Genomic DNA, 14,301 nt, shown 5'->3' with positions numbered 1-14,301 from the left:
GCTCAGAGTTCCCGCCGTGCGGTGTGAGATTCAGGACTGGGGGAGTCCGGCCAGGGTCTTCTTCAGCGCGGGGGCACTGAGCTCGATCTGCCAGGGTCGGGCTCCCGCCTCGGCGAGGTAATCCTCGACATCGACGTTCGACTCCGCAGCCAGGGACTTCACGATTGCCGGCTGAAGAAGCACATCATGGGGGATCGTCAGCTCTTCTGAGAGCTCCGACATTGCCGCTTTGAGTGCGGCCACCCGTTCCTTGAGCTCGGCCGGGTTGAACTCGCTGCGTTTGGACCGTCCGCGTTCGAACCGTCCCGGCAGCTCTTCGGCACCCAGCCGGGAGGCCTTGCGGTAGGCACGGAATAGGCGGGCCGCCTCGGCGCGGGAGAGTCTGCGCCACTGAGCCAAGATATCGTCGCTGGACTTCACACCGGATTGGGCGAGGGCGACGAGCTCACGATCTCGCAGGATCTTCGTGGGAGCCAGATCGGCCTCACGGGCCATGGAGTCACGGGCCTGCCAGAGCTCACGGACTCGTGCGATGTCGCGGCGGGACCTGATCTTCGACAGTCCATGCGTGCGTCGCCACGGCTCATCGAAGTGCTTCGGCGTGAAATCGAGCAGGTGCGTGAACTCCTGCTGCGCAAACTCCCACCGGTCCGAGTCGAGAAGCTGCTGGTGGAGGATGTCGCGGATCGGCAGGAGCACTTCGACGTCGAGGGCGGCATAGTTCAGCCACTCCTTCGGCAGCGGACGCGTCGACCAATCGGCGGCCGAATGCTCCTTCGCCAGACGCACCCCGAGGGTGCGTTCGGCGACCGCGGCCAGACCGAACTTCTCCCATCCGAGCAGCCTGGCGGCCAGCTCGGTGTCGAACAGAGCCGCCGGGCGCATTCCGCGCTCCTGCAGGCACGGCAGATCCTGCGTTACCGAATGGATGACCCACTCATCAGTTCCGAGAGCCGGATTGAGGGCGCTGAGATCACCGAGCGACTCGGAATCGAGGAGGAAGGTGCCCGCACCCTCCCGGCGCAGCTGAACGAGGAAGGCGCGCTGTCCGTATCTGATGCCGGACGCGCGTTCGGCGTCGACAGCGATCGGACCGTTGGCGGCGGCCAGACTGGCAATCGAGGAGGAGAGGTCCTCCGGGGTATCGACGACGTCGGGGATGCCGTTCGCGGGTGTTTCCAAAAGCGGTAGTTCAGATGTCATCGACGGCGCCCGGGCAGGGCTGTGACTCCTTCAGGAAGTGGTGGCAGTCCGGCGACTGTGCTGAGCAGATCGATCCAGGCCTCGAAGTGATTGCCGATCAGATCCGGCTCGTCAATCACGGGTGTCCACGAGGCGCGCAGCTCCAAGTCTATCGTGGCCGGGCGATCGGCCAAGGTGCCGAAGCTCTCGGACAGCACCCGAGTGGTCGTCCCGCCGGCGGCGAGCACCTGGCAGTCGTTGGCATCGAGGGCATCTTCGAGCCAGCTCCATGCCACATGCCCGAGCATCGTCTCATTGCCGAGTTCGTGTTCGAGTTCGGCGCGGATATAGGAGACGACCCGGAAGGAGCCTTCCCACTCCTCCGGGGCGGCGGGATCGAAGAGGACGACGATACGGCCGGTGGCGAGTTCGTCGATGGTCTCGCCGCTGGCCCGCAGGAACGTCTCATCGGCGCTGACCTCGGCGCCGAGAGCATAGGAGTACGGGGCCAGCTTGGCCGGGGCCGGAATCTCGGAAATCGACACGTTGTTCGTGCTGCGCGCCTGACGCAGCACCGACGTCACGGCGGAGAACTCCGCCGGAATGCGATTGAGAGGTGAGGTGTTGACCACAGTTGCCACGATAGAGCAGCCGCGGGGACAGAGGAATCATCCACGCCGAGGCGGCCGCGGACAATCCGTCGGACCGTGTCCTCGGCCGAATGCTGAGACGGCAAGACGGCCCGTCTTGAAACCGCCGGCGAGTGGGCATGAGCGATCGAAGAATGGGAAGATGGCCCCATGACATCACCCCTGTTGGCTGCCCTGCGTTCGGAGCCGGTTTCACACACTCCCGTCTGGTTCATGCGGCAGGCCGGCCGCTCCCTGCCTGAGTACCGCAAGCTGCGCGAAGGCACTCAGATGCTCGATGCCTGCCGCGACCCCGAGATGGTCTCCGAGATCACCCTCCAGCCGGTCCGCCGCCACGGCGTCGACGCGGCCATCTTCTTCTCCGATATCGTCGTCCCGCTGCAGGCCGCCGGAGTCGATGTAGAGATCGTTTCCGGCGTCGGCCCGGTCATCGCCTCCCCGGTGCGCTCCCGCGCAGATATCGACGCCCTGCCTGATCTCGACGCCGCCGATATCCCCGACATCACCGAATCGATCCAGCGGGTGACCGCCGAACTCGGCGAAGCCACCCCACTCATCGGCTTCGCCGGTGCTCCGTTCACCCTGGCCAGCTACCTCATCGAAGGTGGGCCGAGTAAGAACCACGAGAAGACGAAGTCGCTCATGGTCTCCGACCCCGAGGCGTTCTCGGCCCTGCTGAGCAAGCTTGCGACGATGTCGGCGACCTTCATCGACGTGCAGCTGAACGCCGGTGCCAAGGCCTTCCAGCTCTTCGACTCCTGGGCCGGCTACCTCGCTCGGGAGGACTACGAGGACCATGTCCTCGCACACTCCACCGCAGTCTTCGACGCATTGTCCGGACACGACGTGCCCAGCATCCACTTCGGCGTGCAGACCGGTGAGCTGCTCGGCTCCATGGCACAGGCCGGATCGACGACCGTCGGCGTCGACTTCCGCGTCGACCTCGCCGATGCCGCCACTCGCGTCAATCCCGGTCAGGCACTCCAGGGCAACCTGGACCCGGCCCTGCTCTTCGCCCCGTGGGAAGCGCTGTCCGCCCGCGTCGAGGCGATCGTGCGCAAGGGACTCGAACTCGACCGCGGATTCGTCTTCAACCTCGGCCACGGCGTCCTGCCCGACACCGACCCCGAAGTGCCCGGACGCGTCGTCGACCTCGTCCACCGCGTCTCGGCCGAGATCCTCGGCGGCCGCGGCTGATCGAATGACTCGGATCACCGTCGTCGGAGGAGGGATCTCCGGCCTCGTCGCCGCCTATCGCCTCTCCGCCGAGCACCAAGTCACAGTGCTGGAATCAGGCGACCGCCTCGGCGGCTGCCTGAGGTCGACCACGCTTGATGGCGCCGTGCCGGTGGGCATCGACTCGGGAGCCGAAGCGAGCCTCAACCGGCGTCCGGAGACCAAGAGCCTAGCCGCCGAACTCGGCCTCGACTCGGTGTTCCCCTCGACCCGGCACAGCTCGCAGGTGCTCAGCAGGGGAGACCTGCACGCGATTCCCAAACGGACGATCATGGGGGTGCCCGCCGAAGCGGCAGAGGTCGAATCCCTCATCGGCACCGAGGCAGCCGCTCGCTTGGCGGCCGAACGGATCACCCCGCCGATCGAAGGTGATGACGTCTCGCTGGGGGACTTCCTGTCCGCGCGCCTCGGCGGCGCCATCGTCGACGAACTCGTCGATCCGCTGCTCGGCGGTGTCTACGCCGGTCGCTGCCGGGACCTGTCCCTGGCCGAAACGGTGCCCGCGCTGCTGCCCGCCGCCGTCGAAGGCACCTCGGTGCTCGACCTCGTCGCACAGCTCCTCGCCGCCCGCGACGCCCAGACCGCGTCGGCACGGAACCCGGAACCGGTGTTCATGAGCTTCGAAGGCGGAATCAACCGCCTCATCCCCGCCCTGCACGAGGCGATCGTGCGGGGCGGCGGGGCGGTCCGCCTCGGTGCCGGTGTCACCGGGATCGACCGCGAGGGCGAGAGATGGATCGTCCGCGGCGAGGGGGACGACATCGAATCCGATGGACTCGTCCTCGCCACGCCCGCGCATGTGACTGCCGGACTCCTGACGTCGGTGGCCCCGGAATCGGCGAGCCGCCTCGGCGAGATTCCCTACGCCTCCACCGCCTTGGTCGCCGCCCTCGTCGACCTCGGGGGAGTCGAGCTGCAGGGTTCGGGGTTCCTCGTCCCCGCGCCCGAGGGCACGTTCATCAAGGCCTCGACATTCGTGTCGAACAAATGGCCGTGGACGGCCGACCATATCCCCGCGGGGGCGGCCCTGGTGCGGATGAGCATCGGACGCTTCGGCGACGGACCCGAGGCCTGGAGCAGGTTCTCTGATGAGGAGATCGTCGAACGAGCCTTCGCCGATTGGCAGACGATCACCTCCCGTCCTGAATCGCAGCTGCTGGGCTCGGAGGTCCAGCGCTGGAACTCGGCACTGCCGCAGTACCTGCCCGGCCACGCCGGAGGCATCGCCGCCATCGACGCAGAGATCGCGTCGCTGCCCGGCCTCGAACTCGCCGGATCCGCCTATGGGGGAGTCGGCATACCCGCCTGCATCGCCCGCGCGGACGCCGCGGCCCAGAGACTGAACCGACCCGCAGACGACCACCGTGACACTTCAGAATGAAGAGAAGACAGAAGGAGCAGATATGAGCGAATACACTCAGCCCACCGACGCCCAGATCGAAGAAGCGAACGAGCAGACGCGGTATATCGCCTACTCCGTCTTCGCCTCTGCCGGAGAACTCGGCGATGCCGACCGTAAGGAACTCGCCGATGAGCTGCATGCGGCTCTCGAGCCCCTGAAGGAACGCGGTCTGATCGTGCGCGGAATCTACGACGTCTCCGCCCTGCGCGCCGATGCCGACGTCATGTTCTGGTACCACGCCCCCGAAATCGAGGTCGTCCAGGCCGCGTACTCGGCGATCCGCCGCAGCCTGATCGGTGGAGTGCTCGAACCCGTTTGGTCCGTCGTCGGAATCCACCGCCCGGCGGAGTTCAACAAGGCGCACCTGCCCGCTCTGCTGACCGATCCCGAGCCCGGCGATTACATCTGCGTGTACCCGTTCGTGCGGTCCTACGACTGGTACCTCCTCGACCCCGCCGAACGGGCGAAGATGCTGCGCGACCACGGTATGGCCGCCGCCGGGTACAAGGACATCAAGGCGAACACGATCGCCTCCTTCGCCCTCGGCGACTACGAATGGCTGCTGGCCTTCGAGGCCGCCGAGCTCCACCGCATCGTCGACCTGATGCGGGATCTGCGCAACACCGAGGCGCGCCTGCATGTGCGCGAAGAGGTTCCGTTCTACACCGGACCGCGTCGCGAACTCGTCGACATCATCTCCGACTGGCGCTGACCGAACGTCATAGACCCGGCCGGGACTGAGGCAGAGAGCAGGTCGCCCGGCCGGGACGGAGGCAGCGAGAACGAGACAGCGGGAAGGGCCGCCGCACCGATTCGGTGCGGCGGCCCTGTGCATGGTCGGGGAGTGACCGGCGGCTACCTGCTGCCCTTCTTCACCACATAGGAATGGCCGTTGGCGTCGGTGCGCATCTCCAGCCCCATGGCATCGAGCTGCTGGTGCCGCAGCGTCTCGTCCTCGAAGTATCCGCCCGGGCGCGTGTTGTCGACCTGCGCCGGCCCGACGATCTTGCGGAAGAAGTTGTTGAGCCAGCCGACTCCGCGCTGGGACTCCGGATGCTGGTTCTTCTTCCGTGCCGAATTCTTCTGCTTCTTGTCCTGTTTCCGGTTCGAACCATCGGGGGAAGGCTGCGAGGCGGACGACATAGCGAGGATCCTATCGACGAGGTGCCGCTTGGGCGGGGATTGGGCAGGTTTCACCTTTAGTGTACACTAATCATTAGCGCACTAAGTAATCTTCGAAGAGTATGCACGCCCTGATTGCCGACACGGAGGATCGACGACACACGATGCTGGAATCCGAAGCTTCGACGGAGCCGCTGGACAACCCGCTGGCGCTGGAAAGCCAGATCTGCTTCGCTCTGGCGGTGGCGTCCCGCGGGGTGAACGGCGCGTATCGCTCCGTGCTCGAACCGATCAGTCTGACGCATCCGCAGTATCTGGTCATGCTTGCGCTGTGGCAGCACGAGAAGCTGCCGATGCGCGAGATCGCTCGACTGCTGCGACTCGAACCCGCGACTGTGTCCCCGTTGGTCAAACGCCTCGAAGCGCTGGCCTATGTCACGAAGACGCGCAGCGACAGCGACGAGCGGATCGTCGAGGTCACCCTCACCGACACCGGCCGTGAACTGCGCAAGACCGCCGAGGCGATTCCCGGAACGATGATGGCCAAGCTCGGCATGGACGTCGACGGAGTGCGTGAACTGCACGCTGTGATGCAGAAGATCATCGCCTCCGTCGACGCCGCTGCCGAGGTCGAGGCCGAGAGCTGATCGGTCAGCCGGCCGGGCGCTCCATCGGGGTGTGCTCGATCCCGTCCTCGTCGAAGCGCGGACCGTTCGGGGCGAAGCCGAGGGACGAGTACAGCCCCTCGAGGTGCGACTGCGCATTGAGCGTCAGCGGGGCAGTCGACCAGGCGTGGACGATGTCGCTGAGCAGTCGGCGGCCCCAACCCTGCCCGCGGGCGTCGGGGTGGGTGGCGACACGACTGATGCTGCGTGCTCCCGGCCTGGCCGCCGGTCCGTCGGGCAACTCCGCCGGCAGCAGACGGGCATAGGCCCATGGCGAGAGGTCGCGTCCATGCTCGGCGCCGTGAGTGTCCGACATCGCCGTGGCCGGTCGAGGGTAGAAGAAATGCAGAGTCTCCGGCAGTGAGTCCACCCCATCGGGGTCGAGGAACACGCACTCCTGTTCGACGACGAAGACCCGTGAGCGCAGCTGCAGAATTCCGTAGAGCTCCGTGGGCCGGAGCTCGTCGAAGTTCTTCACGACGAGCTCGGTCGCCTCGGTGCTCTGAGTGTCTGTCGCCACCTCAGCTGTCCGCAGCGTCGGTGTTGAGCTTCAACGAGATCGAGTTGATGCAGTAGCGCTGATCGGTGGGAGTGCCGTAGCCCTCGCCCGAGAAGACATGGCCCATATGCGAGTCGCAGTTCGCGCAGCGGACCTCGACGCGTTCCATGCCCATCGAGGTGTCGCGGATGTAGCGGACCCGGTCCTCGGCCAGAGGCGCGTAGAACGACGGCCATCCGCAGTGCGAGGCGAACTTCGTATCGGAGGGGAACAGGTCGGCTCCGCAGGCCCGACACTGGTACATCCCGGCTGCCGTCTCATCGTTGTACTCGCCGGTGAAGGGGCGTTCGGTCGCGCCCTGGCGGAGCACCGCGAACTCCTCGGGAGTGAGCACGTCCTGCCAACGGATCTCCTCAGCCGCGGCCCCCTCGTTCGTCGAAGTTCCAGCGTTGATATCTGATGACTGAGTCATCGTGACCTCCGGTCTCTGTCAGTGACGGTGATTGCGGCGAGGAGGAGAAGATCTCCGCCCCTGGTGAGCGCAACAGCGAGTGACACTCGCTCATTCCGCACAACAGCGTTTGGTGCCTGATCATTCCGTAGGCAACAATGAACACAGGAGGTTTTCATGGTCCGCGACACGAAGTTCCCCGCCCGCCTGCTCGCCGCCGGTATCGGCGTCGGCGCCGGACTCGGTGCCCTGATCTCTGTGGCGTCGTCGGGTCTGGCCGCCTACTTCGCCCGCAAGATCATCGTTCCGGAGAACGCCCCGGAAGAACTCGACATCCTGCACATCGACGGTTTTCCGCCGAATATGCGCATTCAGCTGCCCGCCGATGAGGAGACCACGGTGCCCGGCACCTATGGTCTCTACTTCAACCAGGGTTCGGGACATGCCGTCGTCGGCGATATCGTCGAGTACGATCCCCGCTCGCGCACCGTCTCCCGAGAGATCCTGTCCGTCACCCGCGGCGATATCCGACGGGCCTGGCGGGGACGGTGGACCGGAGTCGTCTATCCTGATCCGATCGCTGCCGGAGTGAATTTCGACGACATCGAGATTCGCTCCGACGCCGGTGACCTGCCCGCGTGGCTGCTGCCGACCGACCATCCGGAACCCCACGACACTTGGGCGATCCTCATCCACGGCCGAGCCAGCACCCGCGCCGAGGGACTGCGCGCCGCTCCCGTGCTCAACACCCTCGGGGTGCCCTCGATCGCGATGTCTTACCGCAACGACGCCGAGGTGCGGGTGGAGACCACATCTCGCTACGGGCTCGGCGACACCGAATGGATCGACGTCGACGCCGCCATCGACTTCGCGGTCGAACACGGAGCGAAGAACGTCGTGCTCTTCGGTTGGTCGATGGGCGGAGCCATCGCCCTGCAGGCGGCCTCCCGCGGACGCAACCGCAGGTTCGTCACCTCACTGGTCCTCGACGGACCCGTCGTCGACTGGGTGAACGTGCTCGACGGGCAGGCGAAGAAGAACCTGCTGCCGACACCGATCGCCAAACTCACGCTCGAGATGATCACGCAGCCATGGGCACGGCCGATCACCGGGCTCGAGACCCCGCTCGATCTCGATCGCATGGATTGGGTGACCCGTGCAGCCGAACTCGATGTGCCGGTTCTGCTCATCCACTCCGATGACGACGAATTCGTTCCCTCCGGCCCCTCCCACGCGCTGGCAGGTGTCAGACGGGATCTGGTCACGATGCCCTCATACGGCAAGGCCCATCACACGAAGGAATGGAACATCGACCCGGTGCGCTGGGAAGACGATGTCGCGAACTTCCTCGAAGCGAAGATCCTGCCCAAGGACTGAAACCCCGTTCTCACGGCTCGAGAGTGAGTGTGTCCTCTGCCGCCGCGGCCACGGCTTCCTTCGAGTACGGCCATGGTCGATTGACATTGGCGGCCCAATCGTTCGTCTGATCGTCGTAATGCGGGTGGAAGGCATGCCCCGACGCGCCCGTGAGGTTGATCCAGTTCGAGGCGTCGAAGTTCGACAGATCGACCGTCTGATGCATCGACGGCACCCAGTTCGTCTCATAGCCGACCGAGGCATCCCACCCGGTGGCATGGACGACGCCCGAACCCCCGGAGACCTCATAGGGGCCGCGGTTGAACAGCTTCTCCACCGGTGTGATCCCGGATTCGCCGAGGCTGGCGTTGCGGATCGTCAGGCGGTGCAGGATTCCCCACCGCCACGTCACGGGCTCCGGTCCCAGCAGGTCCTCCGTCTCCGCCCACGCCGTCTTCATGGCCTTGCGCAGAGCCTCGTCCCGACCTTCGACGCCCTTGCCCGACCACCACTGGGAATCCGGGTCTTCGAGCAGTTCCGAGAGCACGAGGTACCACCGTGAACCGCCGGCGGGGGACACCCCGTCGGGAAGCTTCGAGCTGATCGTCTGCTCGAGCAGCGTCTTCGTGAGCACATTGAAGTAGGCGGCGCCCGCGCTGTTCGCGGAGTCGAAGCCGTTCCAGCTCTTCAGCAGCTTCTTCGCCTCGAGGATGTCCTCGTCACCATGGGAGTGGATCTTCACCGCTTCGGGTACGAGCTTCGCGGCGAACGGATTCTGGTCGTCGTTCTGGATCTCCGCCATGTCCATCGGCCGCAGCTTCCGGCCCTCGTCGACCGCGTCCTTGATGCGTTTCGTGATGCGGCGGGCGCGATCCCCGTAGTCGAAGTCCTCACCCAGCTGCACTGTCTCACCGGGGGCGGCGACCGGGTTGTTCGCGGTGACGATCCATCCGCGTTCGGGGTTGTACAGATGTGGGAGATCCTCGAAGTCGACCCAGCCCTGCCAATCCTCGTCGGATTTCCACCCGCGTCGGGGCACGGTGCCGTCGGCCTTGCCTCGGCGTGGGATCATTCCGGGGGCCTGATAGCCGATGTTCCCGGCGACATCGGCGTAGACGAGGTTCTGGGAGGGCACGTCGAACAGGGACGCCGCGTGCCGGAACTCCTGCCAATTCGTGGCCTTGTTGATGGCGAACACCGCCGAGGCGGTCGTACCCGGACGCAGAGCCGTCCAATCGAGGGCGAGACCGTAGTGCTCCTCGCCCGGTCCCGACTTAGGGTCCTGCGAATCCGCCCCGGTCGTCGCATCGAGTGCTTTGCGATACGTGCCGTCGAGCTTCGACACGAGTGGGCCGTTGCGGGTGGAGCGGATGGTGATCTCGCGTGGGTCCTCGCCCGCGACCTCGATCGTCTCCTTGCGCACCTGCAGCGGTTCGTCTCCGTCGTCGTGGATGACCTTCCCGTCGCGGATCTTCTCCACGACGAGGTCGGTGACATCTGCGCCGAGGTTCGTCAGTCCCCAGGCGATCGACTGGTTGTGGCCGATGACGACTCCCGGCAGTCCGGAGAAGGAGAAACCGGTGACGTCGAAGGGGCAGGCATCGGTGACCTTCTTGCATCGCAGTCCCACCTGGTACCAGACCGAGGGCATCGCCGGGGCGAGGTGCGGGTCATTGGACAGCAGCGGTCGACCGGTGTTCGTGTGGTCCCCGGAGATCACCCACGAGTTCGACCCGATATCGTCGCTGTTCTGTCCCAGCATCGGCGGCAGCGATGTGAGCGTATTCCGCAGTTCGAGGAGATCATCGGTGGGGACGGCCGCCTCGGTGTCGGTGTTCCCTGTTCGGGGTGCCTCGGTGACGGTGCCTCCGGCATGTGCCTCATCGTCCTCCCGTGCACGGTCGTCGACTCGCGGCTTCTGCTCGACGTCGTCGCCGCTGCGGTCCTTCGGTGCCTTGTCGCCGGCTCTGCCGCCGAGGATCGTCGGACGCGTGGCATATGGGTAATCCGGATAGAGGTCGCTCATCTGCTCGTCGGTGAGCTCCGAGCTGAGGATCGACCGGTCGATCTCGTCTTCGAGGTTCGATCGCAGATCCCATGCCATGGCCTTGAGCCAGGCGACGCTGTCGACCGGGGTCCATTTCTCGACCTCGGTGCTGCCGGTCTCGAGGCCGAGGACGGCGTATTCGAGGGACAGCTCGGTGGGGGACTTGTCCTTGAGATAGGCGTTGACGCCGTCCGCGTAGGCCTCGTAGTAGCCCAGACTCGTCTTGTCGAGCTTCTTCACCTCCTGCTCGGCGACCTTCCGCCAGCCGAGCGTGCGGATGAAGGTGTCGGTGCCCAGCTGGGATTTGCCGAAGAGTTCGGAGAGTCGTCCCGAGGTGACGTGTCGGCGGAAGTCCATCTCCCAGAACCGGTCCTGAGCGTGGACGAACCCCTGAGCCAGGAACAGGTCGTGGGCGGTTTCGGCCTCGATGGTGGGAACACCCGATTCGTCACGGTGGACGGTGACCGGCGCGTCGAGCCCCGGCAGCGAGATCTCGCCGTCGGTGGTCGGGAAGGAGCGACGGACGAGGAACAGTCCGACGAGGGCGAGGATGAGGGCGAGGACGAGGACTCCGGCGATGACGCGCAGCAGCACACGAGCACTGACCGACAGGTTGGAACCGCTGGTTGGGCGGAGCACCTTGAGCAATGCGCTCGATTCCTTCTCATTCTGCGCATCGGGTGCCGCCATGAGTCTCCTTCTGCCGTCCTGGAAGTTTCGGTTCTCAGCAAGTATAGGTGTCAGGAGGCTCGGGTCCGTGGACCTCAGGCGGCCTGGGTCTGTGGACGAAGGTCACGAGGACGACGGAGATCATCATGAGCAGGAACCAGGCCACCAGCTTCGTCAGCGGCACCAGGTGCCAGCCGTCGTCCTGACTCGGATACAGCCAGGCACCGGCCGCGGTCCCGATGTTCTCGGCCACCCAGATGAAGAAGGCGACGAGGAGGAAGGCCAGCAGCACGGGCATCGTCAGTGTCCTGCGATGGATATGGAAGTGCATGCGGCAGCGGAAGAAGACGATGACGGTGGCCAGGACGAGAAGCAGTCGGAGGTCGACGATGAAGTGGTGGGTGAAGAAGTTGAGGTAGATGGCGGCGGCGATGATCACGGTCAGCCACCTCGGCGGGTAATGGCTGAACCGCAAGTCGAAGAGACGGTACACGCGGACGATATAGGAGCCGACGGCGGCGTACATGAACCCGGTGAACAGCGGTACTGCGCCGATGTGGAGGACCCCGCCGGGGGCGTAGTTCCATGAACCCACGGCGGTCTTGAAGATCTCCATTCCGGTGCCGACGATGTGGAAGACGATGATGACGATGAGCTCGCGACCGGTCTCGAGGCGAGCGACGAGCATGCCGATCTGGATGAGTACGGCGAGGATGACGAGGAAGTCGTTGCGGGCGATGGCCGCATCATCGGGGTAGAGCCAAGCGGTGAGGATGATCGCTAAGAGCATGAGAGCACCGAAGAGACACGCCCACGCCTGTTTGATTCCGAAGGCGAGGAACTCCCGCATCCCGGCGGGGACGCGGGGGAGAACGCGGTCGGCGAAGGCGTCGAGGACTGCCTCGAGTCGAGTGAGTTCGCGGCGATCAGCCATATGGGTCCTTCGACGACGGGGACGCGGGGAATGTGGAGTGCCAGCGTATCGCGCGAGTGGGCCGGGCTGTCGGAGCGGGCAGTGTGACATCGCCGTGTCCGAAGGAGGTGAAATTCTGAATAGAACTTGCGAGTCACCTTCACAGAAACTGGCAATGCCATTAATCTGTGCATCAGTGTCGCAGGAGTGCTGCGACGCTGCGGCGCCGACAAGGCAGTGTCGACGGCGACGCGAACCCATTGGCGTCCGTGATAACCAGAAGGCGGACAGACTGCAGAGGAAGCAGCCCCGATGAAACCGATCCGACTTGTCACCCCCGCACTGGCTGCGGTGCTCACCGTGTCGATGATGACCGGTGGTCCCGCGCTCGCCGCCGAAGCGCCATCGCTCGGCGACAGCGGCTCACCGTCACTCGACGGCGGGGGCCAGCCGCAGCCCGCGCCGACGAAGGAATCATCCGATTCGGATACACCGACGGAGCCTGCAGCGACCAAGACAGCGGACTCCGCGGACGCTCCCCAGGTGAGCCGGAACGCAGGATCGACGACGAAGACGTATTCGGCCACTCCGGCAAAGGTCACAGCACTCAAACTCAAAGACTCCGAAGTCAATGTCATCGGAGCCAAGTGGACGGGAGACGACCCACGTCTCGAACTTCGCTACCGCGACTCCGGCGGCTGGTCCTCGTGGGAGACCCTGCCGGCCGACGACGGTGCCGGCCCTGACCGTTCCTCGGCTGAGGGCAAACAGGTCCCCGCAGCGGCTCAGGAACGACGGACAGAAGCCGTGCCCGTGGTCGACTCCACCTCGGTGGAGATCCGTGCGACAGCGAAGAACGCCGACACGAACGACCTCGCAGTGACCAACGTCGCAAGCCCCGTCACCGGCGCCGACGCGGCCGCAGTGAAGAAGCCCGCCTCGGTCACCGCACAGAAGGCGACAGCGCAGGTGTCCCACCACGAGCTGAGGGCGAACATCGTCACCCGCCGCGAATGGGGCGCCGACGAGAAGCTCGTCCGCTGCACCACCGACAAGACGTCGACTTCGAAGGGCGTCTTCATCCACCACACCGCCGGATCGAACTCCTATACGAAGGCACAGGCCCCGGGCATCATCCGCGGCTACCTCGCGTACCACACGAAAGAACGAGGCTGGTGCGACCTCGGGTACAACTTCCTCGTCGACAAATACGGAACCATCTACGAGGGCCGTGCCGACAGCATCGATCTGTCTGTGACCGGAGCCCACGCCTCCGGATTCAACTCGTACACGATCGGCATCAGCGTGCTGGGCACCTACACAGGGTCCGCGCCGAGCACGGCAGCCCAGAATTCGGTCAAGCGGCTCATCGCGTGGAAGGCCAACCAGTACGCCTTCAACCCGACGGGAAAGATGACGCTCACCTCCGGCGGAGGAAGCACGAGCCGGTATCCCGAAGGCAGGAAGGTCAGCCTCAATGTGGTCTCCGGCCACCGGGACACGAGCTACACCGCCTGCCCGGGAAATGCCTTCTACTCCCGACTCGGATCGATCCGGTCCGGTGCGAAGTCGATGCAGTCCGATGTCGGTGGTTATCCGGTGAAGGGAGCCATCGGCACGTACTACCGGTCGCACTCCGCGCAGACGGGCGAGGCCCGCAGCCTCGAAGGGAAGCTGTCCAATCCGAACGGCGCCTATCAGCGCTTCGCCAAGGGCACCGTGTACTGGTCGTCGAAGACAGGGGCGCACCTGAACAAGGGCGGAATCCGCAACGGGTACAAGCGCGCCGGATACACCAAGGGCTTCCTCGGCTACCCCAGCAGCGATGAGAAGACCTTCAAATACCGCAAGAGCGCCTACTACCAGAACTACGAGAACGGGATGATCGCGTGGTCGTCGGCGACGAAGGGACAGCCGATGCGCGGCGAGATGCTCAAGAAGTGGAAGTCCCTCGGCTGGGAACGCAGCAAGCTCGGACTGCCGAAGACGGACCAGTTCTCCTCGGCGGGCAAGATCCGTCAGAACTTCGAGCACGGGTACATGACCTACACGAAGAGTCAGGGCGTCAAGGTCTATCTCACCTGACCGAACGCAGGGGACATAGACTCG

At 65.2% G+C, this 14,301-nt stretch carries 13 protein-coding genes; 6 read left to right on the top strand and 7 right to left on the bottom strand.

The window, feature by feature from the left end; all coding sequences use genetic code 11:
• Positions 1-30: 30 nt before the first annotated feature.
• Positions 31-1,182: an HRDC domain-containing protein gene (locus ACVZTU_RS10660; RefSeq protein WP_482400363.1), complete on the bottom strand. Its 1,152-nt coding sequence runs from the start codon at positions 1,180-1,182 to the stop codon at positions 31-33.
• A 17-nt stretch (positions 1,183-1,199) separates the two neighbouring features.
• Positions 1,200-1,814, bottom strand: a complete 615-nt coding sequence (locus ACVZTU_RS10655; RefSeq protein WP_172169860.1) for a DUF3000 domain-containing protein — start codon at positions 1,812-1,814, stop codon at positions 1,200-1,202.
• 168 nt (positions 1,815-1,982) lie between these two features.
• On the opposite strand from ACVZTU_RS10655, the gene hemE reads away from it, so the two are divergent.
• Genes hemE through hemQ form a run of 3 tightly spaced genes read left to right on the top strand, consistent with a single transcriptional unit; the run spans position 1,983 to position 5,182 of the window.
• A complete protein-coding gene (hemE, locus tag ACVZTU_RS10650) occupies positions 1,983-3,029 on the top strand; it encodes a uroporphyrinogen decarboxylase (RefSeq protein ID WP_482400362.1) in 1,047 nt (348 codons plus the stop codon).
• Between the two features lie 4 nt (positions 3,030-3,033).
• On the top strand, positions 3,034-4,449 hold the full coding sequence (hemG, locus tag ACVZTU_RS10645) for a protoporphyrinogen oxidase (RefSeq protein WP_482400361.1): 1,416 nt from the start codon (positions 3,034-3,036) through the stop codon (positions 4,447-4,449).
• A 22-nt stretch (positions 4,450-4,471) separates the two neighbouring features.
• Positions 4,472-5,182, top strand: coding sequence for a hydrogen peroxide-dependent heme synthase (hemQ, locus tag ACVZTU_RS10640; protein WP_139908180.1), 711 nt, complete (start codon positions 4,472-4,474; stop codon positions 5,180-5,182).
• A gap of 143 nt (positions 5,183-5,325) precedes the next feature.
• Here the strand turns inward: hemQ and ACVZTU_RS10635 are convergent, their stop codons facing one another.
• Positions 5,326-5,613: a hypothetical protein gene (locus ACVZTU_RS10635; RefSeq protein WP_258233245.1), complete on the bottom strand. Its 288-nt coding sequence runs from the start codon at positions 5,611-5,613 to the stop codon at positions 5,326-5,328.
• Positions 5,614-5,714: 101 nt separating this feature from the next.
• On the opposite strand from ACVZTU_RS10635, the gene ACVZTU_RS10630 reads away from it, so the two are divergent.
• Positions 5,715-6,239, top strand: a complete 525-nt coding sequence (locus ACVZTU_RS10630) for a MarR family winged helix-turn-helix transcriptional regulator (RefSeq protein ID WP_482400360.1) — start codon at positions 5,715-5,717, stop codon at positions 6,237-6,239.
• A 4-nt stretch (positions 6,240-6,243) separates the two neighbouring features.
• Here the strand turns inward: ACVZTU_RS10630 and ACVZTU_RS10625 are convergent, their stop codons facing one another.
• Positions 6,244-6,777, bottom strand: coding sequence for a GNAT family N-acetyltransferase (locus ACVZTU_RS10625; RefSeq protein WP_139908178.1), 534 nt, complete (start codon positions 6,775-6,777; stop codon positions 6,244-6,246).
• Position 6,778: 1 nt separating this feature from the next.
• Complete coding sequence (gene msrB / locus ACVZTU_RS10620; protein WP_139908177.1) at positions 6,779-7,228, bottom strand: peptide-methionine (R)-S-oxide reductase MsrB; 450 nt, start codon at positions 7,226-7,228, stop codon at positions 6,779-6,781.
• A 156-nt stretch (positions 7,229-7,384) separates the two neighbouring features.
• Between msrB and ACVZTU_RS10615 the strand changes: the two genes are divergently transcribed.
• Complete coding sequence (locus ACVZTU_RS10615) at positions 7,385-8,584, top strand: alpha/beta hydrolase family protein (protein WP_139469807.1); 1,200 nt, start codon at positions 7,385-7,387, stop codon at positions 8,582-8,584.
• A 10-nt stretch (positions 8,585-8,594) separates the two neighbouring features.
• Here the strand turns inward: ACVZTU_RS10615 and ACVZTU_RS10610 are convergent, their stop codons facing one another.
• Together ACVZTU_RS10610 and ACVZTU_RS10605 are read right to left on the bottom strand one after the other, a co-directional pair.
• On the bottom strand, positions 8,595-11,300 hold the full coding sequence (locus tag ACVZTU_RS10610; RefSeq protein WP_482400359.1) for a penicillin acylase family protein: 2,706 nt from the start codon (positions 11,298-11,300) through the stop codon (positions 8,595-8,597).
• 34 nt (positions 11,301-11,334) lie between these two features.
• A complete protein-coding gene (locus ACVZTU_RS10605; RefSeq protein WP_482400358.1) occupies positions 11,335-12,213 on the bottom strand; it encodes a DUF817 domain-containing protein in 879 nt (292 codons plus the stop codon).
• 291 nt (positions 12,214-12,504) lie between these two features.
• Here ACVZTU_RS10605 and ACVZTU_RS10600 point away from each other — a divergent pair, with 291 nt between their 5' ends.
• Entirely contained in the window at positions 12,505-14,277 is a 1,773-nt protein-coding gene (locus ACVZTU_RS10600) for an N-acetylmuramoyl-L-alanine amidase (protein WP_482400357.1), read from the top strand.
• The last annotated feature ends 24 nt before the right edge of the window (positions 14,278-14,301 follow it).

It is taken from the genome of Brevibacterium sp. OS20 (genome assembly GCF_056837565.1).
Note: the sequence above shows the minus strand (reverse complement) of the source record. Positions and strands in the feature narration are given on the sequence as shown.